Source organism: Mucilaginibacter sp. UYP27, assembly GCF_040547175.1.
GTDB lineage: Bacteria > Bacteroidota > Bacteroidia > Sphingobacteriales > Sphingobacteriaceae > Mucilaginibacter.
In genome coordinates this window covers 467,065-490,972 of the sequence record NZ_JBEPPE010000003.1, presented here as the reverse complement: position 1 = coordinate 490,972, position 23,908 = coordinate 467,065, and the positions used below count along the sequence as shown (strand labels likewise).

At 43.4% G+C, this 23,908-nt stretch carries 26 protein-coding genes; 13 read left to right on the top strand and 13 right to left on the bottom strand.

The features are described from left to right. Positions 1-4: 4 nt before the first annotated feature. Entirely contained in the window at positions 5-1,078 is a 1,074-nt protein-coding gene (locus tag ABIB39_RS13875) for a SusE domain-containing protein (protein ID WP_354430760.1), read from the top strand. 43 nt (positions 1,079-1,121) lie between these two features. Continuing rightward, positions 1,122-2,504, top strand: coding sequence for an alpha-amylase family glycosyl hydrolase (locus ABIB39_RS13870; protein ID WP_354430759.1), 1,383 nt, complete (start codon positions 1,122-1,124; stop codon positions 2,502-2,504). A 60-nt stretch (positions 2,505-2,564) separates the two neighbouring features. On the opposite strand, the gene ABIB39_RS13865 is transcribed toward ABIB39_RS13870, so the two are convergent. Beyond that, the gene (locus ABIB39_RS13865; protein ID WP_354430758.1) at positions 2,565-4,703 is read right to left on the bottom strand and encodes an ATP-binding protein; all 2,139 of its coding nucleotides are present in this window, start codon (positions 4,701-4,703) and stop codon (positions 2,565-2,567) included. Positions 4,704-4,919: 216 nt separating this feature from the next. Here ABIB39_RS13865 and ABIB39_RS13860 point away from each other — a divergent pair, with 216 nt between their 5' ends. Next, positions 4,920-5,594 (top strand): GNAT family N-acetyltransferase, encoded by a 675-nt coding sequence (locus tag ABIB39_RS13860; protein ID WP_354430757.1) that lies wholly within the window; start codon positions 4,920-4,922, stop codon positions 5,592-5,594. Here the strand turns inward: ABIB39_RS13860 and ABIB39_RS13855 are convergent, their stop codons facing one another. After that, positions 5,595-6,398 (bottom strand): NIPSNAP family protein, encoded by an 804-nt coding sequence (locus tag ABIB39_RS13855; protein WP_354430756.1) that lies wholly within the window; start codon positions 6,396-6,398, stop codon positions 5,595-5,597. Positions 6,399-6,434: 36 nt separating this feature from the next. Continuing rightward, positions 6,435-6,701, bottom strand: a complete 267-nt coding sequence (locus ABIB39_RS13850; protein ID WP_354430755.1) for a hypothetical protein — start codon at positions 6,699-6,701, stop codon at positions 6,435-6,437. Between the two features lie 171 nt (positions 6,702-6,872). On the opposite strand from ABIB39_RS13850, the gene fabF reads away from it, so the two are divergent. The 7 genes from fabF to ABIB39_RS13815 all read left to right on the top strand — a co-directional run bounded on the left by fabF (position 6,873) and on the right by ABIB39_RS13815 (position 12,093). Then, on the top strand, positions 6,873-8,111 hold the full coding sequence (gene fabF, locus ABIB39_RS13845; RefSeq protein ID WP_354430754.1) for a beta-ketoacyl-ACP synthase II: 1,239 nt from the start codon (positions 6,873-6,875) through the stop codon (positions 8,109-8,111). A gap of 24 nt (positions 8,112-8,135) precedes the next feature. Beyond that, complete coding sequence (locus ABIB39_RS13840; protein WP_354430753.1) at positions 8,136-8,717, top strand: Crp/Fnr family transcriptional regulator; 582 nt, start codon at positions 8,136-8,138, stop codon at positions 8,715-8,717. Between the two features lie 220 nt (positions 8,718-8,937). After that, positions 8,938-9,792 carry a pirin family protein gene (locus ABIB39_RS13835; protein ID WP_354430752.1) on the top strand — a complete coding sequence of 285 codons (855 nt, stop codon included), beginning with the start codon at positions 8,938-8,940 and terminating at the stop codon, positions 9,790-9,792. A gap of 37 nt (positions 9,793-9,829) precedes the next feature. Next, entirely contained in the window at positions 9,830-10,765 is a 936-nt protein-coding gene (locus ABIB39_RS13830) for a ring-cleaving dioxygenase (protein ID WP_354430751.1), read from the top strand. A gap of 3 nt (positions 10,766-10,768) precedes the next feature. Further along, positions 10,769-11,392, top strand: a complete 624-nt coding sequence (locus ABIB39_RS13825; protein ID WP_354430750.1) for an alpha/beta hydrolase — start codon at positions 10,769-10,771, stop codon at positions 11,390-11,392. Positions 11,393-11,453: 61 nt separating this feature from the next. Then, entirely contained in the window at positions 11,454-11,753 is a 300-nt protein-coding gene (locus tag ABIB39_RS13820) for a GNAT family N-acetyltransferase (RefSeq protein WP_354430749.1), read from the top strand. After that, entirely contained in the window at positions 11,740-12,093 is a 354-nt protein-coding gene (locus ABIB39_RS13815) for a cupin domain-containing protein (protein WP_354430748.1), read from the top strand. The genes ABIB39_RS13820 and ABIB39_RS13815 overlap by 14 nt, the downstream gene beginning before the upstream one ends. Here the strand turns inward: ABIB39_RS13815 and ABIB39_RS13810 are convergent. Then, complete coding sequence (locus ABIB39_RS13810; RefSeq protein WP_354430747.1) at positions 12,090-13,232, bottom strand: putative sensor domain DACNV-containing protein; 1,143 nt, start codon at positions 13,230-13,232, stop codon at positions 12,090-12,092. The genes ABIB39_RS13815 and ABIB39_RS13810 overlap by 4 nt on opposite strands. Positions 13,233-13,369: 137 nt before the next feature. On the opposite strand from ABIB39_RS13810, the gene ABIB39_RS13805 reads away from it, so the two are divergent. The 3 genes from ABIB39_RS13805 to ABIB39_RS13795 all read left to right on the top strand — a co-directional run bounded on the left by ABIB39_RS13805 (position 13,370) and on the right by ABIB39_RS13795 (position 15,394). Then, positions 13,370-14,221 (top strand): MBL fold metallo-hydrolase, encoded by an 852-nt coding sequence (locus ABIB39_RS13805; RefSeq protein ID WP_354430746.1) that lies wholly within the window; start codon positions 13,370-13,372, stop codon positions 14,219-14,221. 223 nt (positions 14,222-14,444) lie between these two features. After that, positions 14,445-15,131 carry a pseudouridine synthase gene (locus tag ABIB39_RS13800; RefSeq protein ID WP_354430745.1) on the top strand — a complete coding sequence of 229 codons (687 nt, stop codon included), beginning with the start codon at positions 14,445-14,447 and terminating at the stop codon, positions 15,129-15,131. A 20-nt stretch (positions 15,132-15,151) separates the two neighbouring features. Beyond that, positions 15,152-15,394 (top strand): DUF1456 family protein, encoded by a 243-nt coding sequence (locus tag ABIB39_RS13795; RefSeq protein ID WP_354430744.1) that lies wholly within the window; start codon positions 15,152-15,154, stop codon positions 15,392-15,394. Here the strand turns inward: ABIB39_RS13795 and ABIB39_RS13790 are convergent, their stop codons facing one another. From ABIB39_RS13790 to ABIB39_RS13750, 9 genes are all read right to left on the bottom strand, one after another. Then, a complete protein-coding gene (locus ABIB39_RS13790; protein ID WP_354430743.1) occupies positions 15,395-15,967 on the bottom strand; it encodes a CAP domain-containing protein in 573 nt (190 codons plus the stop codon). It abuts the gene before it with no gap. A gap of 79 nt (positions 15,968-16,046) precedes the next feature. Further along, positions 16,047-16,814, bottom strand: a complete 768-nt coding sequence (locus ABIB39_RS13785; RefSeq protein WP_354430742.1) for a hypothetical protein — start codon at positions 16,812-16,814, stop codon at positions 16,047-16,049. A gap of 227 nt (positions 16,815-17,041) precedes the next feature. After that, positions 17,042-17,980, bottom strand: a complete 939-nt coding sequence (locus tag ABIB39_RS13780) for a phosphatase PAP2 family protein (RefSeq protein ID WP_354430741.1) — start codon at positions 17,978-17,980, stop codon at positions 17,042-17,044. Next, positions 17,973-18,599: a sterol desaturase family protein gene (locus tag ABIB39_RS13775; RefSeq protein WP_354430740.1), complete on the bottom strand. Its 627-nt coding sequence runs from the start codon at positions 18,597-18,599 to the stop codon at positions 17,973-17,975. Before ABIB39_RS13775 ends, ABIB39_RS13780 begins: the two co-directional genes overlap by 8 nt. Positions 18,600-18,604: 5 nt before the next feature. Beyond that, on the bottom strand, positions 18,605-19,207 hold the full coding sequence (locus ABIB39_RS13770; protein WP_354430739.1) for a DUF4833 domain-containing protein: 603 nt from the start codon (positions 19,205-19,207) through the stop codon (positions 18,605-18,607). Continuing rightward, positions 19,200-19,916, bottom strand: a complete 717-nt coding sequence (locus ABIB39_RS13765) for a CDP-alcohol phosphatidyltransferase family protein (protein ID WP_354430738.1) — start codon at positions 19,914-19,916, stop codon at positions 19,200-19,202. Before ABIB39_RS13765 ends, ABIB39_RS13770 begins: the two co-directional genes overlap by 8 nt. Before the next feature lie 42 nt (positions 19,917-19,958). Continuing rightward, positions 19,959-22,508 (bottom strand): DUF5686 and carboxypeptidase-like regulatory domain-containing protein, encoded by a 2,550-nt coding sequence (locus ABIB39_RS13760; RefSeq protein WP_354430736.1) that lies wholly within the window; start codon positions 22,506-22,508, stop codon positions 19,959-19,961. 14 nt (positions 22,509-22,522) lie between these two features. After that, positions 22,523-22,900 (bottom strand): GtrA family protein, encoded by a 378-nt coding sequence (locus ABIB39_RS13755; RefSeq protein WP_354430735.1) that lies wholly within the window; start codon positions 22,898-22,900, stop codon positions 22,523-22,525. 270 nt (positions 22,901-23,170) lie between these two features. Next, a complete protein-coding gene (locus ABIB39_RS13750) occupies positions 23,171-23,908 on the bottom strand; it encodes an Imm49 family immunity protein (RefSeq protein WP_354430734.1) in 738 nt (245 codons plus the stop codon).

Sequence of the window (23,908 nt, the reverse complement as noted above, 5' to 3'; positions counted from 1 at the left end):
AGACATGAAAAAATTAATATACCTTTCAATTGTACTTTTCGCAGGCCTTGCGGCATGTAAAAAGGAGGCTGAGATAACCAAGCTGGCAACAGTTTCATTTGTTACCGAGCCAACTGTATCCACAAGCGCGGTAACCCTTGCTAAGTCTAACGATACAACATCAGTTGTATCGTTTTCATGGCCGGCAGTTAAATACCCGGTTAAGGCATCGGTAACGTACACCTTGCAAATAGATGTACCTACCGATACCGTTGGTAACAATGCCTGGGCGAACGCCAAAACAGTTGTGGTAGGCAAAGATGTACTGAGCAAATCTTTTTTAGGTAAAGATCTTAACACTATGGCGCTTACCATGGGTTTAGTGCCCGGCACACAGGGCACAATGGTAGTCAGGATCCAATCGTATCAGGATCAGTACGCTTATACAAAAGCACTTACTTTAAAGGTTACGGCTTACCAGCCTGTTGCCGTTTATCCGTTGGTTTATATTCCTGGCAATTACCAGGGATGGAACCCCGGTGAGGCACCAACTGCTGCGGCCCTAAAACCGAAGATTTATGAGGGCTACGTTTATATGCCTGTGGCAGATAACTACTACTTTAAATTTACCAGCGCGCAGGATTGGAACCACATAAACTATGGCGATAGCGGCAACAACACCGTTACCGAAGATGGTTTAGCAGGTGGTATGGTAGCACCGGGACCCGGTTACATGCAGGTATCTATCAACTTAAATTCCAACACATGGTCGGCAGTGCCTACTACGTGGTCTATATTGGGTGATGCTTCACCCGGTGGTTGGAACACCGATACCCAGCTTGCTTACGACCCTGCAAAACAAGTTTGGAGCGTAACCTGCGATATGAAGAAAGATGGTTCGTTCAAGTTTAGGGCTAACAACGCCTGGGCGATAGATTTTGGTGTGAATGCCGATGGTGACCTTGCTTATGCAGATAGCCCGGTATATGGCTATAACGATAAGGTAAACAACATTACGGTGCCCGCCGATGGTAACTACACTATCACGCTTGATCTGCACGACCCTTCAAACTACAACTTTAAATTAAAGAAAAATTAATTTATGGGGCGGTGCCAGCCATCGCCCTATTTAATTTGATATCATGAAATTCAAACCAACACTAATGAAACTGCTGCTTTTATCGCTCGTTACCATTTTCAGTTTTTGTAAAAAGGATAGCAACAATAACGTTAAAACTGATCCTGCCTACGCGCAGTACGGTACGCCCTTTGCCGGCGTGCCTACCACAACAGATGCCGCGATTTACCAGGTAAACCTGCGTGCATTCAGCGAGAACCACGATTTTAAAAGCGTCACCGCAAAACTCGATAACATAAAAGCCCTTGGCATAAACGTAGTTTACCTGATGCCGATTTACCCGGTAGGGGTTGTAAAATCTGCAGGTGGCTTGGGCTCGCCGTACTCAGTTAAAGATTACAAAGCTGTTAACATCGAATTTGGTACGCTTGATGACCTGCGTGCTTTGGTTGATGCCGCGCACGCAAAAGGTATGGCCGTAATGCTTGATTGGGTTGCCAACCATACGTCATGGGATAACGCCTGGACAGCCAATAAAAGCTGGTATAAGCAGGATGATAAAGGCAATTTTATACCTCCCGCAGGAACCAACTGGACTGACGTAATAGCGCTCGATTACACTAACAAAGAAATGCGTGCCGCGATGATAGATGCCATGAAATACTGGGTTTATAATGCCAATATAGATGGTTACCGTTGCGATGCCGCCGATTTTGTACCGCTTGATTTTTGGAAGGAAGCTAATGACGCCATGAAAAGCATTACCACCCACAAGCTAATGATGCTTGCCGAAGGTACCCGTGCCGATCATTTTAAGGCCGGTTTCCAGATGGTATATGGGATGGGTTACTACTACGACCTTAAAAACAAAGTATTTGATGCATCCAACTCGTTAAGCGTGCTGCAAAACACAAACACTACGGAGTATGCGTCGGCATTACCAGGTTCGCAGGTAGTTAGGTACACAACCAACCACGATGTTTACCTGAGCGATGGTAGTCCCGTTAATATTTACGGCGGCAAAACAGGTTCCATGGCAGCATTCCTGGTAACGGCTTACATGAAAGGTGTGCCGATGATTTACAATGGCCAGGAAGTGGGTACTACCCAAAAGATCGATTTCTTCTACAATACACCTATCGACTGGAGCACCAACCCGGATATGACTGCCGAATATAAGAGCATTCTAAACTTCCGCGCGGGCAGCGATGCGGTTAAAACCGGCGACTTGAGCGTTTACAGCAGCGATAATGTGGCGGCGTTCACAAAATCTAACGATAAACAAAAGGTTTTGGTGATAGCTAACATACGTGGCAATAACGCCACTTATACAGTGCCCCCTGCATTGGCAGGCGCAGGCTGGAAAAACGCTTTTACAAATGCGGCTGTAACTTTAGGTGGAAACTTATACTTGCAGCCATACCAGCATATAGTATTAGTACAATAAAGATTATTGGTTAATTTTATATTTGGTTTAAGCCCGCAATTGAGAAGTTGCGGGCTTTTTTTATTGTGCCAGCGGGATAGTGAACCAAAAGCTGCTGCCTTTGCCAACTTCGCTGTCTACGCCAATGTCGCCGTCAAGTTTTTTGATGATCTCAGCACAGATGTACAGACCTAAGCCCAAACCCGAATATTGGGTGCCGCTTTTATCAACCCGGTAATACCTGTCGAACAAGTGAGGGACCATATCTGCAGCGATGCCCGGCCCTTTATCGTTTACAGATACTTTTACCGTGCTATCCATCTTCACTACAGTAATAATGATCTCTTTAGATAGCGGGGCATATTTGATAGCGTTGTTTACAAAGTTTACCAAAATTTGCTCTATTCGCCCGGCATCCGCAAAAACCTTTAACGATCCATTCCCGGTAGTAATGATACTATATAAACCTTCCGCGCGTACATCATGGCAGCAGGCATCAATAACGCTGCCTATGCTAAATTCACTTTTAAGGATATGCAATTGCCCCTGGTTTAATTTGCTTACGTTCAGCAGGTCGGTAACCAGGTTGTTTACCTTTTCCATGCTTTTGTTGGCAACGGAGATCAGTTTGCTTAGAATAGGCGATGCCGGGGCATCTTTTATTTTATCCAGCAGTTGCAGCGATGCCTTTAAACTGGTAATGGGCGTTTTTAACTCATGACTTGCAATGCTCATAAAGTCGTCCTTTTGCTTAAGCAATTCGATAGTTGCTTCATCCAGCATCTTTTGCACAGTAATATCCAGCGAAGTGCCAACAAAGCGGTAAGCTATACCTGCTTCATCAAAATACGCCTTGCCTTTAAATTTTAGCCATTTTAGCTTGTTGCCATCTGTGCCTGTGGTACGAAACTCCTCATCATACTCACCACCATCAAGCCCGTTCAAGGCGCGTTTAAGTGCTTTATCTACTTTCTTTCTATCTTCAGCTAATATCAGCGCAATAAAACGGTCATACGTTATCTCATCTGCTACAGGCAGGTTAAACATTTCTTTACACCGATGGTCCCAGATCAGTTCGCCTGTTATTGAATTGTAATCCCAAGTGCCCAGGCCGGCGGCGTCAACAGCAAGTTTTAAGCGTTCTTTGCTTTCTGCAAAAAGTTTTTCAACTTCGGCCAGGCCTTCTTCAATCCTGCGCTTGTCGGTAATATCAACAATGGCTAAAAGTATCAGCAATTCGCCGTTCATTTTCTCCAATTGCCGGGCGTTCAAATTCATTATTTTACGGCCGATAGAAGGGAAAATGTGCGTAACCTCGTAATTAAGCACCACCTTTTGCTGTGGCAAAATATTCTCCAGCATGGTACGCAGCGCCGGGATATCCCATTGCTGGTTGCCCAGGTCATAAATATAGCGGCCTTCTGTTTCGGCTTCATCCACTTTAAATTTGCTGTAAAAGCCGTTGGTAGCCTGTTTAACCCGCAGGTGTTCGTCTAATATAATAAGCGGATCGCCAATAGTATTGATAATGCCATCGGTAAAGGTACGGGCGTAGGTGAGTTCGTCGTTACGGTCGCTCAGGGCATCATTGATAGCCATGATTTCTTCGTTGGTGCTTTGTAACTCCTCTTTAGAGGTTTCCAGTTCCTCATTTATAATTTGCTTCTCGTCGCCGCTGGCTAATAGTTCAAGGTTTGCGCTTTGCAGTTCCTGGTAAATGGCTTCCTGTTCGTCAGATATCGATGCCATATCGGCATGCGTTTGCTTAAGCTCATCTTCCAACTGTTCTATCCTCAAACGGCTTTGTGTTTTTGCCGATTGTGCCTTGTCTGCATACATCGTACCCTCTTTAAATACTACCAAAAAGTGTATGCCATCAGCATTAATAATAGGGGTGACCTCTATGTCAACATACTGTTGGCCATCCGGTCGCAGGAATAAAATATTGTGTTTTAAAGATGGGATGTTAGTTTTTTTTGCCTGGTGAAGCAAGTAGCGTAGTTCAAAGACCAAACCTTCGCGTGCTGTTTTAAGCAGGTTTACCTGTGTGCCTTCCACAACAGGGGCAAGCCAGTTATCGGTTTTGCCACGGGATTGGATCACATCGAATACATCGTTTACAACAACGCAGGCTGGTGCGTATTTGGCGATAATAACTTCATCTGCTATTTTAAAAATAGCAGAATAGGTATTTGCCGGCGGCGGCATTATTTTAGTCATCGGATCGGCTTAGAATTCTATTAGTATGAAATATAACTACAATTATAATTGCAGAAAAGTTGGTATTACAGATAAAAGTAACCAACATAAAGGTAACGTTAATTAGCATACTAATATAATTATTAACTGCCTGCAAATTATAGCAATGAAACTACTTTACACGGGAATGTTGGTTAATATGCAGCTATCGATTAAGTTTGCACATCAATTATTTATATGCAGCACTTACTCGATAATCCCATTTATAATGCCCTTGCAACTGGCAGCAAAAGCCTTGCTGCTGTGAATGGTAACATGGTTTATTTTCAAAGGGATGTAGCGCCTTTTGCAGGTTTAAAAGATTATACCGACGGTGATTTTGATGCTTTAAAGGACATGGTACCAGATAAAGGCCCGTACGTTTTCTTTAGACAGACGGAAATAAAATTTCCCGAGCCATGGAAAGTTGTTAAGGCTTTTGAAATGAAACAGATGGTTTATGAAGGCCCGGTGCCGCCTACCCAAAACAGGGTAGCGATAACCGGACTGGATAATACCCATATCACCGAAATGATCGCTTTAACTACGCTAACCGCGCCGGGCCCGTTCCTGCAACGCACCATAGAGTTTGGCGAATACACAGGCATACACTTGGATGGTGAATTAATTGCCATGGCAGGCCAGCGGATGCAGCCATTGCCTTATGTTGAGATCAGCGCGGTTTGCACCCATCCCCATCATCTCGGCAAAGGTTACGCTGGCATATTACTTAATGAACAGATCAAACGCATTATGGCAGCAGGTAAGATCCCTTTCTTGCATGTGCTTGCCGATAATCCTGCTATTAGGGTTTACGAACGTGTAGGCTTTAAAACAAGGGAAAAGATTCTGGGCTACGTTTGCAATCTTTAATTATATCGCCGAATAGGCAGTAGGTACCAGCATAGTTGAGGTTATTTTTGATACCAGTAGGGCGTCGGTATATTCAGGCACTGAGCTTATTTTTTTCCACTCGGCATCACCTCCAAAACTCTTCCAACGGGCGCCTTTATCATCTATATCTTTAAATGTGACCATGTAGGTTAGGTTTGGGCGGTTATCGCCTATAATGGTTTCGCCAAAAAATACGGGTTTAAATCCAAGGCGTTTAAAAATATCCACTTCACCCTGGTCGTTAAACATCTCTATCTTCTTTTTACCGGCGGCTTCGCTGGCGCTCTTGTATTGGCGAAGTTCAAATATGCGTTGTTCGCGTGGTGGCAGTTGTTTTTTGGGCATATGTTTAAATGCTTTTAAAACAGATGTATCCAGGCGTTCAAAGGCAGAGTCGCTGGCAGGGGCATTTAAATAAGCCGAGCCAAGTTTCCAGTAATCTTTATTGTTTTCCAACTCATTGTTAAAAACCTCTAATTGAGTATGGCTACTGTACGGGATAAAAACATAAAGCTTTGTTTGGCCGGTTGGGTTCATTTCGGTAAAAACGCCAACGGGCTGGTGAGACTGTTTTGCTACAAGAGGGACAAAAACATCCTTGTAAAAATCTTCGGTAAGTTGTTGTTGCTTCTGATCTTTAAAAGTGTAAACCCTTAGTTCATAATATTCTGCCGAATGTGTTTTGTTTGAATGTGGTTTAGATTGTGCCGTGGCAACAGCAGGAGCTACAGCAGCAATTACGCCACTTATTAATGATCCTTTAACGAATGAGCGTCTTTGCATTTGAGTTATTGATTGGTGGGCCTAATATAATGTTTCTTATTCAAAATCCTCATCATCTTCGTCTTCCTCTTCGGGCACATAGTTGGTTATGGCCTGGCCTATCGCATCAACCTCGGCGTTGTTATCAAACATGGGAGTATCGGTTTCTGGGTTTAGCATTAGCCAAACATTATCGGTATCCTTTTCTATTTTGCCAAACTCGGTGCCGGCTTTAAATATGGTATAAATATTATCTTCTTCGGGGAAAACGGCGTAAACAACTCCGTTTACTAACACGTCAAATGGGTCTTGTAACTCTTGCATAGTATAATAATAAAGGCGCAATTTACCATTTTTACAAATAATGCCCTAAAACGTACCGAAAAGTTTACTGATCGATTGCTTATTTAAGCGCATATTCATTTACATTTGCGCCCATAATTGCAGCGGCACGGGGTATTAAAACTTTGGCCGGTTTTTAGCAGTATATTAAGCATGAAAAGAGTTGTTATTACGGGCCTGGGCGTTTTATCTCCTGCCGGGAACGATATTAAAAGTTTTTGGACAAACATTGTTAACGGCCGCAGCAATGCAGCGCCCATTACCCGTTTCGACGCGAGCGGTTTCAAAACCCACTTTGCCGCAGAGATAAAAGATTTTACAATGTTGGAGCACCTGGACCGTAACGAGATAAAACGTAACGACCTGTACACCCAATACGCCTTGGTTGCTGCCAAAGAGGCTATCGAGGATTCGGGCTTTGATCTGGATAAAATGTCGCCGTTTGACATAGGCGTTATCATGGGGTCGGCACAGGGTGGGTTCGAAACTTTTGAACAGCAGGTGCGTGATTATGCTGCTAATGGCTTTCAGCCACATTTCAATCCGTTCTTTATCCCTAAAACTTTGGTGAATATGGCTTCGGGCCTTATCTCTATCAAATACGGTTATATGGGGATCAACTTTTCTGCCGTATCGGCCTGTGCATCTGCCAATACCGCTATAATGGATGCCCTTAACTATATCCGTTGGGGTAAAGCCAAAATTATTATAACAGGTGGTGCCGATGCACCTATCAGTGAAGCTTCTATTGGTGGTTATAATGCTTTAAAAGCGCTGTCAAACCGTAACGATTCGCCCGAAACAGCTTCCCGTCCGTTTGATGTGGACCGCGATGGCTTTTTGATGGGCGAGGGCGCTGGTGTATTAGTATTTGAAGAATACCAGCATGCTGTTGCCCGTGGCGCTAAGATCTATGCCGAGGTTGCCGGGGCAGCTATGACATCTGACGCTTATCACATTACCGCTACCCATCCTGAAGGTAAAGGCGCTATCCAGGGAATGAAATATGCCCTGCATGATGCAGGTTTGAATGCGGATCAGGTAAATTACGTAAACGCACACGCTACCTCGACCCCAGTGGGCGACCTAAGCGAATCTAAGGCGATAAGCGCGGTGTTTGGCGGTAACGAGAACCTTGCCGTAAGCGCGACAAAATCTATGACCGGTCACTTGTTGGGTGCTGCCGGCGCGATAGAATCTATCATCGCTATAAAAGCTATTACAGATGGCATTATCCCGCCAACCATCAATACACACACGATAGACCCTGAGGTGCCTTCTAATTTGCATATCGTAATTAAAGAAGCTATCAATAAAAAAGTCGACGTGGCCTTAAGTAACACGTTTGGTTTTGGCGGCCATAATGGTATTGCCTTATTTAAAAAGGTGTAAGCTAATTTTAATATATTTATGCCGATGGATAATAGCCTTTTGCTTAATAGTATTGCCAAATACGTAACGCTTGATGAGCAGGAAGAGCAGATGCTATTATCTATACTCCACTATAAAAAAGCCAGACGCAAGCAGTTTGTACTTGAGGAAGGCGACATCAGCGCCAAAATAATTTTTGTTACCGGCGGATGCCTGCGCAGTTACGCGGTTGACAAGAACGGCACTGAGCACGAGCTGCAGTTTGCCCCCGCGGGTTGGTGGATAACCGATATGCGCAGCTACATTACCGCCGAACCCGCCCGCCTCAATATAGACGCGATTGACGATAGCGAATACATCTTCATCAATAAAAACGACTTTGAAGAACTGAATATTAAAGTCCCCAAGTTTGAACGCTTTAACCGTATTATAGGGCAAAACGCCATTGCCACGTATCAGCACAGGCAAATAGACAATGCCATCTTTGCGGCAATGGAGCGTTACGCTAACTTTTGCCAGCTTTACCCGTCGCTCATCAAAACCCTTCCGCAAAAACAGGTGGCATCATACATTGGTGTTACCCCCGAGTTTTTGAGCAAGATGTTGAACACGCAGATTGTTAAATAAGGTTGGCGGTTGCGAGGGGCAGGAGCGGAGGGCGAGATACCATCGAAGAACCTATATAAAATTATACTTTTAACGTTCCTCACTCCAAACAAAAGTCTGCTCTTCCCTCTTAACCTACATTAAGTTTTCTTCTTAATCTGCCATAAGTGTTGGCCTTAACCTACATTATTGGGCTGCGTGCGTGTGCAGGCTATCTTTGTTATATCAAATCCAAAGAGATATGAAAAAGAAAATCCTACACATACTTGCAGGCAGGGAAAAGCAAATAACTAAAGATGAAACCGTAAGGCAGCCATTGCCTCACATGGATTTCAGGTTTGCTAATCCGTTTGTTGTGCTGCACCATATGGGGCCAAAGCAAATTACGCCGGGGCAGGAGTTAAGGATTCACCCGCATCCGCACCGCGGCTTTGCACCGGTTACGTTTCAGCTACAGGGCGAAGGTTACCATAAGGATAGCGCAGGCCACAGCGGCACCATCAAAGCAGGCGATGTGCAATGGATGTTTGCCGGCAAAGGCGTTTTACACAGCGAAGGCCCAACAGCCGAGCTATTGAAGAACGGTGGCACGCAAGAACTGATCCAGCTTTGGATAAACGTACCCAAAGCAAATAAATGGGATGAGCCAAGCTATCAATCGGCCACTAAAATGCAGCAGCCAAACGTTTTGCTGCAAGATGGCGTGAACTTAAGGCTGGCAAGCGGTGATTATGACGGCCAAGTCGGCCCGATAAAAAGCATAACCCCGGTTGTATCAATAGTGGGCGAAATAGCGCAGGGCAAACAGGTACAAATGATAGCAACACCAGGATACTGGACATTGCTTTACATAGCCAAAGGCGGCGTAACCGTAAATCAGGAAACAGTTGGCCAGCATAATTTGGTGGTATTTGAACAGGATAATGAAGAGATAATCCTCACCACCGAAGAAGATACGCAAATCCTGTTCCTGAGCGCCGAGCCAATTGACGAGCCGGTTGCCGCTAAAGACAATTTTGTAATGAACACCATCGAAGAAACCAACCAAGCCATTGAGGACTATAAAAATGGCTTATTCGGCACACTTGAATTTTAAACAGAAACTTACACATAAATATAAAACACACACAATCATGGAAAATACAATAAACGGCATCCACCACATCACAGCAATTGCAAGCAATGCCAAACGCAATTACGATTTTTACACAAAAGTATTGGGCCAGCGCATGGTTAAAAAAACCGTGAACTTCGATGATCCCGAAACTTACCACTTATACTATGGCGACAAGCAGGGTACGCCCGGCACAATCCTAACTTTCTTCCCATGGGAAGGTGTACAAACAGGCAGGAGAGGCGCAAGGCAGGCAACTGAAATTGGTTACTCTGTGCCGCAAGGAAGCTTTGACTTTTGGTTGAAACGTTTCGAAAAACACAATGTAACCTACAACAAGGTAGCTGAAAAATTTGGAGAGCAATACCTTACCTTTTTAGACCCTGATGGTTTAAAACTGGAGTTGATAGCCTCAAAGTCATTAGACACCCGTTTGCCATGGGAAACAGACGACATAAAGGCGGATAACGCTACTAAAGGTTTCCACAATGTGACTGTCACTACCAACAAAATGCAGCCAACCGCCGATATTCTGACCAATGTGTTTGGCTATAAATTACTGGAGCAGCACGTAAACCGCTACCGTTTTGTAACCGATGCGGTGGATGGTGCTAATATAGTAGACCTGGTAGAAGTGCAGGGCGAAATTGCCGGGCATGTCGCAGGTGGCTCTGTTCACCACGTGGCCTTTAGGGTTAAAAACGAGGAAGTGTTGATGCAATACCGCGATAAAATTGCCGCGTTAGGGTTAAACATTACCGATAAGATAGACCGAAACTACTTCTACTCCTTATACTTCCGCGAACCGGGCGGCGTATTGTTTGAGATTGCTACGGATAACCCCGGCTTTAGCGCTGACGAAGCGATTGAAGAGTTAGGCCAAAACCTGAAATTGCCTGAGCAACACGAACGTTTACGCAGCCATTTAGAAAAAACGTTACCAAAATTAGACTAAGTAATGTACGCACACAGCAAACAAATAAGCATTGGCGGCGCAGCAGTCGCCAATGCGAAAGCTGCCCTCATCATGTTACATGGCAGGGGCGCTTCTGCACCAGATATTATGCGGCTTGCCGGCGAGTTTAGCGCGCAGGATATAGCTATTTACGCACCCCAGGCCACGAATAACAGTTGGTACCCTTACAGCTTTTTAGCCCCTGTTGAAGACAATGAACCGGCATTAAGTTCCGCTTTAGCGGTGATTGATGAAGTGGTAGCACAGGCGATGGCCGATGGCTTTACCGCGGATAAAATTTACTTCGCAGGGTTTTCGCAAGGGGCGTGTTTAACATTGGAATATATTACCCGTAACGCCAAACAATACGGCGGCGCGGCAGCTTTTACAGGTGGGCTGATAGGCAAGGAGCTGAACATTGCCAATTACAAAGGCGATTTTGCAGGTACACCTATACTGATTACCACCGGAGACCCCGACCCGCATGTGCCGGTAAGCAGGGTACAGGAGAGCGTAGCAGTGGTAAAAGGCATGAATGCAAACGTGACTTTAAAAATATACAAAGGGCGCCAGCATACCATAAGTTTTGACGAAATTGCATTGGCAAATCAACTTGTGTTCAAATGAAGAAATTGATCGATTATTTACTGGCGCTATGGACATCGCGCCAGTTTAAAAAAGTAAGAAAATGAATTACGGGGAGATAGAACTTGTTAATAATGAAGCAATCCACAACTTTGAAGTTGTGGTAGACAGCCAACGTTCGTTTATCGATTACAGGTTAAAGGATGGCAAGATATACCTGGTACATACTGAGGTGCCTTCCGAACTGGAAGGCCGCGGCATTGCAGCTGCCATGGTAGAAAAGGTTTTTAGATACATAGACGAGAAGGGTTTAAAGCTTGTGCCAATGTGTGCATACGTGCAGTACTTTTTGAAGCGCCATCCTGAATGGGAAAGAATTTTAGTCCTGCATGGAAACGTTTAAAGTAACCCGCGTATATACAGATGAGCATGGCGAAAGCTGCTTCGATAAGATCGAATATCCGTTAACAGATAAAGGGCCGATAGGGCATTTGTCAGACAATGTAGGGGTTAAGCAAGTACAGTTCAGGAAAGTACCTGCGGGATATAATGATCTGCATAACGCGCCCCAAAAGCAATACGTAGTTTTGTTGGATGGCGGTGTACAGATAGAAACCTCAACCGGCGAAAAGCGTGACTTTCAACAGGGCGAGGTGCTATTAATGGAAGATACCACAGGCAAAGGTCACCGCAGCAGCAACCTGGAACAACGGGAGCGGAGTTCGCTTTTTATTATCTTCTAAAGTAACAATACGTCTATCCGGTGGGCATGCACCATGTTCAATTCTACCGACCATGCAAATACTGTAAACTGCCCATCCTGCGAGGCTACCAAAGCCACCGCGTCGTGCTGGTCGCTTACAAATTGGGCGGCTGCTAAATGGCGGCTGCCACCACTTTGGGCAGGGTGCATCCTAACTGCCTTACCATCTGCAACGGGTTCTGTCATGATAATTTGTCCCACCGGTATGCTGCTTTCAGAGCGCGCGGCTTTTGCGCCAAACGCCAGCAAGTCGTATTTATCGGTGATGATGGTTGCGCCATCCACAGCGGTAAACCCGCCTATCAAGTCAATAGCTTCCAGTAATGATTCCTGCCATTCCAGTTTTTTGCGTTCTTGTTCGGTTAGCGCCATCAGTTCTTCTATTGAACCATAGGCGGGTATCACTGGGTATTTTACAGGTTGTACGATAGATTCCTTCCATTTGCTTGTGCCTGCGGGTACCATCAGCACCAAGCCACCGCGTTTATGCTGGCGCATAGATGCCGCCAACTGTACCAATACATTAAATGACTCGCCCATATAGGATGGCAGCGGCATATTGGCAAGCGATTTAAGCAACTGCGGGCAATCGGCTACACCCATGGTGGCTTCATCTAATACTTTTATTTGGTCGCCTTGCAAAACGGCCACGTTAACAAACTTGCCAAAGCCATCAACCCGTCGGTGTTTTATCACCAACAGTCCCGGTTCTATCACTTCTAACACAAAGCAGATAGCAGGCACGCTATGGGTGGTTCCCCAGATAAACAGGTCGTCGCCATCCGGCCAAACACCCAGGTGAATGCCAGGCTGCTCAACCGCAGGGGCCAGCTTGATCAGATTTTGTGTGGTTAATCTTAGCTTTTCTCCAAAGATCAAGGGTTTGTCGGATTGTGAAGGTTGCAACAACGCCAGCGAAATATTAGGAGAACGCCCTTCCTCGCGCCTCATGCTTGCCCAAAACGCGGTATCTATCACCACTTCAACAATATGTTCATCAGGTGCTGTGGCCACATTATTACCGGGGATACTTTGTGCTGCCAACTGGTGCTTTTTAAAATGCGCCTCAATTTCGGGTGCAACTATACGGGCCGGGAGGTAGGTGGGTTCAGATAGCATCAGTACAAACGTTTTTCAATACAATAATAGTTAATATCCGCGGGCATTAGTGTTAATGTTATGTAAGTTAAATTTGTTTAACGAAATATTATTCTGTTGAAAATTAACTGCGCTAAAGCTTTTAGTATTTGGCTAAAATGGTTTACTTTGTAATTATGCCGGTGTTTATAGCGTCATTGAATTCGGGGAGTAACGGCAATTGCTATTACGTTGGTAACGAGCGCGAAGCCGTGCTGGTTGATGCCGGCATATCCTGCCGCGAAACCGAAAAGCGGATGCTGCGCCTTGGGCTATCTATGCAAAAGGTGAAAGCCATCTTTATTTCACACGAGCATTCTGACCATATAAAGGGCCTTGCCGTACTGGCTAAGAAATACCGCCTGCCGGTTTATGTTACAGATGGCACCATTCACCATTGCGGCGATGTACCCCGTGAACTTTGCGTTAGTTTGCGGTCGTATGAGTCGGTGAGGATAGGCAGCCTGGAGGTGATGCCTTTCCCCAAACACCATGATGCTGTGGAACCGCACAGTTTCATGATCAGCAACGGCGATACCCGCATAGGGGTATTTACCGATATCGGCGCTCCCTGCGAACACCTGATCCGCCATTTAGCGCAATGCCACGCGATTTTCCTGGAAGCTAACTACGACGAGGAAATGATGGAGCAGGGCAGGTATCCGTTCTTTTTGAAACGCCGTATCCGCGGCGGGAAGGGGCACCTATCCAATAAGCAGGCACTGGATATGTTCATCGAATATAAACCTGATTACATGAGCCACGTTTTGCTGGCGCATTTATCAAAGGATAACAATTGCCCCGATCTTGCACTTAAAATGTTTGCCGAGCATGCCGGCGATACGCATATTTGTGTTGCTTCGCGATACGAGGAAAGCCCCGTTTTTGTGATAGACCCGCTACCGAGGACACCGGGCGAGAGCAATGTGCTTAACCAAATTACCGGGCAATTTCAGTTTGCGATTGGATAGATGCATTGTACTGTCCCACTTTTTATGACAAGATGTATTTGTAAATTGTAAAATGCTGGTAATCAAATATTTGCGTTTTAAATAAAATAAAAATTGCTTCATTTTAAACTTTAATTTATATTCATAACTATATGTATATAAATTACTTATATGTTTTAAGCGGGTGTCCCACTGTGAGACACAATGGGACACCCTGAGACACCTCCATTTTTAACGCTGATTTATGCTTGAAATACTATACCAGGACGATAACTTAATTGCCATTAATAAGCCACATGGTTTGCTGGTGCACCGTTCAGCCATCGCTGCCGATGCCGAAGAATTTGCGTTGCAGATGCTGCGCGATCAGATAGGCAAAAAGGTTAACCCGGCGCACCGCATAGACAGGAAAACAGGAGGGGTATTGCTATTCGCTTTTGATAAGCCTACCGAGATAGCCATGCAGCAAGCCTTTATGGATAACCGCGTAAAAAAGAAATACCTTGCCGTTTTACGTGGTTATACGCCCGACGCCGAGGAGATAGATTACCCGCTGCGTAAAGAGAACGGCACCTTGCAGGAAGCGTTAACAAAATACGTTACCCTGCAAAGGGCAGAACTGGATGTGCCTTTTGGCAGCCATCCTACCTCAAGATATTCGCTGATAGAAGCATCGCCGGAGACGGGAAGGATGCATCAACTCCGCAAGCATTTTGCCCACATATTCCACCCAATTATTGGCGACCGCACACACGGCTGCAATAAGCAGAACAAATTTTTTAAAGGAACCTGGGAGATGGAAACCATGCTGCTGCATGCCTCACAGTTGAGCTTTATGCATCCGGTTACGGGGCAAGAGGTAATTATAAAGGCGAAATTGCAAGACGAGTTTACGCGGGTTATGCAGTTGATGGGTTGGATGGATAACTAACAATAACTTATATTTGCAGCATGAGCAATAACGATATCATGAAAAAGCTTCGCGTGGCACTTCAGCTTCGCGATGACCAGATCGTCGAGATACTAAAACTGGCTAATTTTCGCACTACTAAAACGGAGTTGAGCGCCATCTTCCGGAGCGAAGACCATCCAAACTTTCAACCATGTAAAGATCAGTTACTGCGTAATTTCTTGAATGGATTAGTGCTACACTTGCGCGGCCCAAAAGTAGAAAAAGTAGAAAAGCCCGAATAATTAATATCCGGGCCCTTTTTGTATCAAACGGTACTTGCCGCTTTTAATCAATTTTTGCTGTTCCTCGCTAAACGCTTCGCGGCCGCCAAAATCCTGTACCCAATAGTTATTATATTCGGCTACGCCAACTTCTTTAAAGCCCGGGTTCATCAGGTTTTTACAGTGGCCTTCGCTTTTAAACCATCCCGCCATTACTTCGGGGATGCTGGTTTGTCCAAAGGCAATATTCTCGCCAATTGCAAAACTTTTCCATCCTTTAAATATATAACCGGCGGTAACAATGCGGGTATTCATGGTTCGGCCATCCTTGCTTTCGTGGCTAAAATAATTTTGTTTGGCCATGTCCTTCGCATGCCCATTAGCTGCTTCTTCCAGGTCATCGTTCCATACCAAGGGTGGGGCAGGGGGATAATATGTGCTGCCACACTTGCAGCCCTTACCTCGCGTTTTGTTTATCAGGTCTAAAAACTCCTGTTTAAAAGAAGCGTTATTGGCGCTGTTGCCTATAAACGTGAATGAGCTAAAGGTGAGTATAGAAACGGAAATTATCGCGCCAAAAATGTATTTCTTCATATCGTATATGACACGATTGACTGGTTATGGTTTAAATATATAACCATTGCAATAATTATTTATGAAGGTTGGGGGGAGACTACAACGATGCCAGCTTACCTACGGCAACTGACTTTGCGTTTTTTTTTGTGGAAACTAATACCTTTTTCTTTTTAACTACAACAGGTTTTGCAATAGTATTATCAAAACTGATACTAACTGGTTTTTCATCGTCAAGTTGTGCTTGCGCCCCTAATTCGGTAGCGCGTTTTTCGGCGGCGTCGCCTTTTTCGTAATCCTTTAGGCGGTTGTAGAGGTAGGCGTAATTTTGTTGTACCACCGCCTCTAATTTAGGCATATTGTTACCTGACGACCATTTTAAAGCCTCATTCAAATCTCGCAAAGCCATTTTATATTCTTTCAGCTCCATTTTAATGGCTGATAATTTTACCAGGGAGTTGATGATATTTGGGATGTCTTTAATTTGACGCGAGATCTTATTCGATTGCAACGTGAACCATTTGGCCTCGCTGAATTTGCGTTGGGCAACATACACATGCGCAAGGTCATCAAAGCTTCCGCGGATGCCGGTGGTATCTTCGTAGTAGCTGTAGTTATGCAGGGCAAGTAAAGTGTAGTGAATAGCCTCTGTTTGGTAATAAGCTTTTAGGTTGCGGTTTGGCTGCCTGTCAAATTTTAAGTATTCTGAAGCTATTTGGGTATAGATAACACCTTTAAGCGTATCGTTGGTGGTAAGCTGTAGTTTTTGTTTCAGGCTGTCGATGCTGTCTTTATCAACGTCATAGGCACGCGCGGCAAATGTTGTAGCGGCTAAAATAAATGTGAAAAGTATAAAAAGTTTTTTCATCTGCTTCATCTCAATTGTGAGACATGATACGCTGTTCAAAATGTATGCCCTTTATTACCGCTGTTTTGCTGCGGGGTGTGCAAGGTACAATAAACTACTATAATATTACAATAAGATTGATTTATAGCCACTTATATGCCCGATAAATAGATGTCCACATTAATAAATTTATTAACAGTTAAATATGGCAGTATATAAAAGTGTACAGTATTGGCATATTGATACAATTATTGTATCACACGCTCATACCTATCCAGGAAGGCGTTAAGCCGGGCCGATCTGGACCGCACCAGGTTAAAGATCAAGATACCTAACGAGGCGCAGGTTATGCCCGCTAAAACATCAAGCACATAGTGGTGACTGGCATATACGGCTGTAAACCAAATACCGATCATAACTACGCCAAAAAACCAATTGATAAGCCCCAGGCGGTTCTTAATACCGTAATAAAGCACAATAACCGGATATGAAGAATGCAAAGATGGCATAGCAGCAAACACATTTGACCCTTTGGCGTAAATAGATTTAAAGAGGTTTACATTGTAAAGCTTATCAAACCTTGCCAAACCGGCCGTATTGCCCTGTGTTAACGGATGGAAGTTAAAGCCGTGAAATTGGATATACCAGGGTGGTGCAGCAGGGTATATGTAGTAAACTACAAAACCCAGCATATTCACCAACACAAAAGTTAACGAAAAATATAAAAACTGGCGTTTATTCTTAAAAAACAGGTAAGCTGCAAAGGCAAGCGGTACCGGGATCCAGCACAGATAAAACAGGCCTGCCATGGTATCTAAAACATTGGTGCCTTGCAGGCGTAAATACTCGTTAGGGGTAAGAACGGTGCCGTGGTAGGCAATTCCAAACAAGTCTTTTTCGGCACGATACAAGCCGCCTACAGCAACATCATTATAATTATAGTTGGGGAACGCCTTCATATAATCGAAGATAACCCAGTATACAATAAAAATGGTGAAGCCCAAAATAAACTTGCGCGTAACTACCGATGCATAAAACAATGAGTTAAATATGCCAAGCAGAATAAGCTGATCGGTTTTAAAACCGACTAAAAGATACGATAGGATGAGGTACGCAATTGATACACCGGTAACAATACTTATAGTTTTTGCATTTACCTGTATATCATTGCCAACAGCGTTAGCCATTCTGCTTTTTAATGAAATCTGAATTGAAAATCTTGTCCCACAGTGGTGAACTTACACCGTAACCTTTGGTAGGGTCCTGGTAATGGTGCAGCATGTGGTGTTGTTTAATGGCTTTCCAAAAGCTCCCTTTAAAGTTAAAGTGATGTATAGCATAATGCGATATATCATAAATCAGGTAGCCTAAAATAAAGCCCGGGAAAAAACCGAAAATATAGTTGGCCGGTAATAACGCATTAAACAAAAAGTAAAATGCTGTAGCCAACGGGATACTTGCCGATGGTGGCATCACCAAACGTTTTGCATCGCTCGGATAATCGTGATGTACACCGTGGAAAATAAAGTGCAAACGCAGCGCCCATTGTTGTTTTGGCACAAAATGAAACACAAAGCGGTGCATAATGTATTCGGTAAGCGTCCAGATGAAAAGGCCGGCTATAAACAGCCAAATGTAGTTACCAACGCCAATGCCTTTATCATAAGCAAAATAAGTGCTTACAAAAATAACGGGTACAAAAATTATAAGAGGCACAAAGTAGTGCACTTTTGATAAGCTTTCTAAAAAACTGCTTTTAAACATCCTCACACTCTCCTGCGAGTTTGATACAAAATTCTTTGCCATAGTAATCAGGGTTTAAAACGTTCGGTAATTTGTTTGCCGTTAACCGGATCCTTACCATTCATTTCTACAAAAATAACATTTGGCGACCACATAGAACCACCTTCTATTTTAATAAATATATTTTGAAGCTGAATCTGCTTTTTGGACACAAATGCGAAGATATGATATTTTCCGTCGGCTGCCTTCATTAAAGTAAGCGGAAATTTTTTGTATGACATTAATCTGATATCATATTTATCGTTCCCCAGGTTGGTCGAGGTTACGCCGTAAGCAAATTTACGCTGTATATAAGTTAACTCGGATGTTTCTCCGTGCCCTTCGGCATACCTTAACCAATAGATGTGCAGGGGCGAATCTTCATCGGGTTTGCCGGTTGCCTTATCAATATTGATATCGTAAGAAAGCGCGTTAATATTTGGCGACCGTTGCAGATAAAATAAACGGTTAGGGTTTGGCGGCGGGGTAGGATACGCAAGGCCTTTATCATCGGTGCGCGTCTTTGCAGTATCTGTTTGCTGTATTGTACCGTGCTTAGCAGCGGCATTAAATATAGCCATTGCAAAAACCACAAAAAGTATAGTACAACATTTTAACAGGCTTTTATTCATTCTCTTTCTCGTCCAATGCTTTTTTTGCATTAACCAACCTTTTAAAGGCTGTTAAATTTGTTAAAACCGCAAGCACAGCGATAGGGAAGGTGAAGATTGTCATGGTTTCAAAAACGTGCCATTTTATACCGGGGATATATAATTTGTAATCGGCGGGCAGGTATGATGAGGCAACGCCGCAAAAAATAGCGAATAAACCTATTGTAACCACACGCTCGGGGCGCTGCATCAGGCCGCCTTTAGCGTCAACACCCAAGCCTTCGGCACGGGCACGCACATAGCTAACCATCATGGAGCCGATAAGGGCTATAAACGCGAAAATAGAGCTTAAGAAGTAGTGGTGTGCAACAAGATAGTAACAGATACCTAAAAACATGATCAGTTCGCTGTAGCGGTCTAAAACAGAATCGTACAAAGCGCCAAAAACCGATTTCATGTTACCCAAACGGGCTACCTGCCCGTCAAGCATATCAAATAGGCCGGCAAACAGGATAAGGGCACCGGCCCAACCTACGTAACTTAGGTCGCCGCGGTTGCCATCCTCGGCACCAATAATAAATATTGCAGCCACGCCAACATTTAAAACAAACCCGATAGAAGTAACCGCATTAGGCGTTAAACCTATCTTGATCAGGAGCTTAACAAATGGGTCGATAACTTTGTATATCCCCAGTTGAAGGCTTGTGCGTACTGATGTTTGTGATTCCATTTCGGTGGCAAATGTATGTAAATGAAAATTACTAAATATTGATTAAAAGTCAAATTTGATTTTTACACGGATGCCCCACTTCGCAATATCGGGGTGGTCCAGGTAAGTAAATCTCTTAACGTAGTCTACACGTATAAATTTAAAAATATTTTCGATGCCCACGCTTCCTTCAATATAAGGCGTTTTGCCTAAACCATAAGTAATAGGGTTGCCATTTTCATCAACCGGGAACTGGTATAAGTTGGGGTGCAACGATGGTGTGTTCTCGGCACTTAAACCGCCCCACAATGCTTTACCTGATATTGTTTCGCGCCATTTTAGCTTTTTAAACAAAGGTATTTTGTTGAAGAAGTAGCCGCCAAAGTGATGATCGATAATTATACTTGCCGATTTATCGCTCACAAACTCTAAAAAGTTCATCAAGTTATATGAATCTATCACGTAGGAAAATGTTTGGTTGGCCCGGTGGATGTTTAGTAACGGGTAAGGGATCTGTCCGAATGTTTTTGAACCTTCAACCACCACATCCGAAAATCCGAACGGCGCCAAATAAAAGCGTTTATCGCCCCTAAAGGCAATTTTATCGTAGCCATACTCGCCACCAAGCACGTTCTTTAAGCCCTTGGTGTAATCAAGCGATAGCTTTGGGTATTGGTTGATGATTGGCGCGCGGAATAATTTACCCTGGTAAAACTGCTCGTGCGGCGCGTACCGTACCCCAATGGTAACCTCTGATGTGGTTAAGGTGTTAAAGGTATTTGTGCCTTGTGTATTAATGAACGGGTATAAGCTGCCCGCCGGGGTTTCCATCAGTTTTTTTAAGCCGACGTGGTACGAGAAGTGATTTTCGTACTCACTTTGATAATCAATTTTGTAAATGTCGTTGTAGTAGTATTTATCGTTTCGGCCACGCTTAAAGGAGAGCAGGAAGTTATCTTCCTGTATAAATTGAAGCTCCTGGCCCGGTATCTTTGTATCGCGCTGAAAACTACCGCGGATATAATGCTGCGGGAACCTGTAAATGCTTTTTCCGTTTAACGAGTAGGCACCGGCAAATAAGTACTTCCATTTCTTATCCTTAAAACCGTAGGCGCCGTAACTTTCAAAAAATACGCGTTTGCTAAAATCGGCAGTTGTACGGCCACCAACGCGCAGCCTGAAACCCTCTACCGGGTTAAAGCTATAGAAGGTACTTGCAGGGCCAATTTCAAACTTGCCAAAGTTTTTAAAGCCTGCAAACAGTAAATTAACAATATCTGCCGTACGCCTGAACGATGGCATATGCACCAGGCTGTCGATGTTCTTGTAAACTTTAGATTCGGCAGTGGTAAGGGTATCCAGGCGGTTCTCCGACCAGAAACTTTCGGGGCGGTTGCGTAGGTCTTCGTCCTCCAGTTCAGCCCTTGCTTTGTACAAAGTGTCCTGGTGCGATTTATTGATCTCGAAATTTTTGATAGTGAGCGTTCGCGTACCAAATAACCCACTCTTGCGCTTGGCTGTAATACCAAAATCGGCAAAGGTGTTGCTTTTGCTTAAGTGGTAACGGCCATCTGCGCTCAACTCAAAATCCTGGTCAACGTGCATGGTGCGCACAAAGTTTACGTTGATGTTTTTGTTGATGGTTAAGCCGGCCCTTTGTACGGCGTAATTACCATCAAGGGTGATATAGATCTCGCCTTCAAATAAAATATCGTTGGTGTTGCGCGGGGTAAAGCTTAACTGCACTAGCTTTTTACCACTTTCCAGTGTTATTGTATCGGTAATAAAGTACTTGTAAAAGTTAGGCGCGGTGTTGGCTATCGGGCTTAAAAACTCGCGGCCTAAAAGTAAGGTGCTGTTATCGTAAATGTCTACCTTTTCGTAAAGGTGTTTAAAGTATTGGCCTATACCTTCGGTATCAAATCCCGGCCCAAAATCAACTGATTTTTCGCCCAGTATCACGTTACGGGTAGCCTCGGGTGCTTTACGGTAATATACCTGCGATAAACGCTCTTTCAGATAAATAGGCAATATGGTTTTACCCGGGTAACTTGTGCTATCCTTATTTTCGAACACGAACTTGTACTTGCGGAAAAGCCTTTTCTCTTTAACCTTATCAGATAAGTTACTGAGCGAGAAAAGCATCTTGTCGTACTCTTTGTACTCTACGTAATTATAGGCCTCAGGCCGATTCTTTTCTTTGTTTTCAATAACCTTACGTATCAGCGCTACTGCAGGGTTTACGTTATCGTATTTGGGTTTCTTTTTCGATTGGATGTTAACCTCGTTAAGCGAGGTCGAGGTAGGTATCATCCGGATATTTACCACCTGCTCTATACCCGGGGCAACGTTGTAGGTAGCATCTTTAAAGCCAATGTAGCTTACCTTAATGCGATTATAAGTGCCTGTTGCCCGCAGCCTGTAATGGCCTGTATTATCGGTAACGGTACCAATATTACTGCCAACAAAACCTACAGATACAAATGGGAGGCCATCGCGGTTGCCGCCATCGGTAACTTTACCGGTCACAATAGTAGTTTGGGCTGTCGCCGTGAAACCTACCAATAAAAAAAATACAAGAAATGTGTATTTAAAGGGGTATTTAAAATTCATTAAACGGTATTATATTATGCAAATACAAACTTCTTTTGCAGGAAATAATTGTATGTTATCCCTACTGTAAATGATACAACGATCTTTGAGATCTTATAATCTAATTTTATATAGTGCGTAACTAAAAATACGCCCAATGTATTTAATGCTAAATTACCACACCAAACCAACAGGTACTTAAACGCCTGCAGCGGTATGGCTTTTTCTTTCTTTTTTTTCTTGAAAACCCAGCTACGGCCTAATCCAAAATTGGCAACGCCGCCGGCTATTGTTCCTATAAAGCTGGCCGTAACATACCAAATCAAAAAAACCTCCTTACATACTATCGTAGTCAGAAAGTCAATTAATGATGCTATAAAGGAAGAGGCTTGCGCCTTAACAAATGTTGCCATTCATGTTTTAAATAATCCGGCTAATACGTTTTAACCTTGCCGTAAGGTTATTAGTTAACCTAATTCAACGTAGTAGACGGTGTTGTTATCACTTTGTTACTATCTACGTAAAAAATACTATAATTAGTTTAACTAAACAAAAATACCCTCGGGGGGAGGTTTGTGTTTGTTGCGAATATCGTTAAATTAAACCTAAAACCTGTAAAATAAAAAAACTGATTACCGCCCGTAAAGGCAGTAACCAGTTTTAATGCAATTTGTTATAAATATCTATTCCTCTTTCAAAAAATCATATTCGGGGTAATGCTCTAATGGATTAATTGGCATTAATTCTTGTGGTACCAAAGGGCTTTTTAAATCAATTTCGTGTCCTTTTATCCAAGCCAGTTTGCAAAATCCTGCGGTATCTATAGAGAAGAATTTGCTTATGATATCGTCTTTGTTTCTCTTCTTAGCTGTTGCAGTAAAATCTTCAAGTCCTTTTCTTATCAACGCTTCATTTTTTTGCTTAAAGCCATTTAATATATCAATAATGCCGGCATATAATTCAAACTTTTTCATCTTCACGAAGCGGTTCATACAATGTATATTCCAGTCCAACTTGTCCCAATCTTCTGCTAATATATTTTGTATGCAATTAGAATATTGATATGGCATAGTCGTATCATTATTGATTTTATTTTTTAATTTACTATATCGATCTATCAAAGTTTTATTATCTGAAAACATTGCATAACATATCTGAAACATGCCGTTGTCCATCACTCGCCAATCATAGGTAGTACTCATATATTCTGCAATACAAGCCGCTTTGTAAAATGATGACTTGGCTTTGTTATAATCCTGCTCGATATATATATGATAAAGAGCATTAATTTGATTTGTTCCTTCCAGAGATGGTATAAAGTAGTACCTGTTAGCTTGGTCTTTTATTTTTTCAAAAACTAACTTCTCGTCATCTTTCCTGAATTCATATACTTGCAATAAGTGTTGAAGGTTTTTATTCAT

Coding starts and splice junctions, on each gene's coding strand:
- ABIB39_RS13800 (WP_354430745.1), top strand. CDS start 14,445: ATGCTTGAAATACTATACCAGGACGATAACTTAATTGCCATTAATAAG.
- ABIB39_RS13830 (WP_354430751.1), top strand. CDS start 9,830: ATGGAAAATACAATAAACGGCATCCACCACATCACAGCAATTGCAAGC.
- ABIB39_RS13770 (WP_354430739.1), bottom strand. CDS start 19,207: ATGAATAAAAGCCTGTTAAAATGTTGTACTATACTTTTTGTGGTTTTT.
- fabF (WP_354430754.1), top strand. CDS start 6,873: ATGAAAAGAGTTGTTATTACGGGCCTGGGCGTTTTATCTCCTGCCGGG.
- ABIB39_RS13865 (WP_354430758.1), bottom strand. CDS start 4,703: ATGACTAAAATAATGCCGCCGCCGGCAAATACCTATTCTGCTATTTTT.
- ABIB39_RS13815 (WP_354430748.1), top strand. CDS start 11,740: ATGGAAACGTTTAAAGTAACCCGCGTATATACAGATGAGCATGGCGAA.
- ABIB39_RS13825 (WP_354430750.1), top strand. CDS start 10,769: ATGTACGCACACAGCAAACAAATAAGCATTGGCGGCGCAGCAGTCGCC.
- ABIB39_RS13840 (WP_354430753.1), top strand. CDS start 8,136: ATGGATAATAGCCTTTTGCTTAATAGTATTGCCAAATACGTAACGCTT.
- ABIB39_RS13850 (WP_354430755.1), bottom strand. CDS start 6,701: ATGCAAGAGTTACAAGACCCATTTGACGTGTTAGTAAACGGAGTTGTT.
- ABIB39_RS13760 (WP_354430736.1), bottom strand. CDS start 22,508: ATGAATTTTAAATACCCCTTTAAATACACATTTCTTGTATTTTTTTTA.
- ABIB39_RS13785 (WP_354430742.1), bottom strand. CDS start 16,814: ATGAAAAAACTTTTTATACTTTTCACATTTATTTTAGCCGCTACAACA.
- ABIB39_RS13855 (WP_354430756.1), bottom strand. CDS start 6,398: ATGCAAAGACGCTCATTCGTTAAAGGATCATTAATAAGTGGCGTAATT.
- ABIB39_RS13750 (WP_354430734.1), bottom strand. CDS start 23,908: ATGAATAAAAACCTTCAACACTTATTGCAAGTATATGAATTCAGGAAA.
- ABIB39_RS13805 (WP_354430746.1), top strand. CDS start 13,370: ATGGTTTACTTTGTAATTATGCCGGTGTTTATAGCGTCATTGAATTCG.
- ABIB39_RS13875 (WP_354430760.1), top strand. CDS start 5: ATGAAAAAATTAATATACCTTTCAATTGTACTTTTCGCAGGCCTTGCG.
- ABIB39_RS13790 (WP_354430743.1), bottom strand. CDS start 15,967: ATGAAGAAATACATTTTTGGCGCGATAATTTCCGTTTCTATACTCACC.
- ABIB39_RS13860 (WP_354430757.1), top strand. CDS start 4,920: ATGCAGCACTTACTCGATAATCCCATTTATAATGCCCTTGCAACTGGC.
- ABIB39_RS13810 (WP_354430747.1), bottom strand. CDS start 13,232: ATGCTATCTGAACCCACCTACCTCCCGGCCCGTATAGTTGCACCCGAA.
- ABIB39_RS13765 (WP_354430738.1), bottom strand. CDS start 19,916: ATGGAATCACAAACATCAGTACGCACAAGCCTTCAACTGGGGATATAC.
- ABIB39_RS13820 (WP_354430749.1), top strand. CDS start 11,454: ATGAATTACGGGGAGATAGAACTTGTTAATAATGAAGCAATCCACAAC.
- ABIB39_RS13870 (WP_354430759.1), top strand. CDS start 1,122: ATGAAATTCAAACCAACACTAATGAAACTGCTGCTTTTATCGCTCGTT.
- ABIB39_RS13780 (WP_354430741.1), bottom strand. CDS start 17,980: ATGGCTAACGCTGTTGGCAATGATATACAGGTAAATGCAAAAACTATA.
- ABIB39_RS13835 (WP_354430752.1), top strand. CDS start 8,938: ATGAAAAAGAAAATCCTACACATACTTGCAGGCAGGGAAAAGCAAATA.
- ABIB39_RS13755 (WP_354430735.1), bottom strand. CDS start 22,900: ATGGCAACATTTGTTAAGGCGCAAGCCTCTTCCTTTATAGCATCATTA.
- ABIB39_RS13775 (WP_354430740.1), bottom strand. CDS start 18,599: ATGGCAAAGAATTTTGTATCAAACTCGCAGGAGAGTGTGAGGATGTTT.
- ABIB39_RS13795 (WP_354430744.1), top strand. CDS start 15,152: ATGAGCAATAACGATATCATGAAAAAGCTTCGCGTGGCACTTCAGCTT.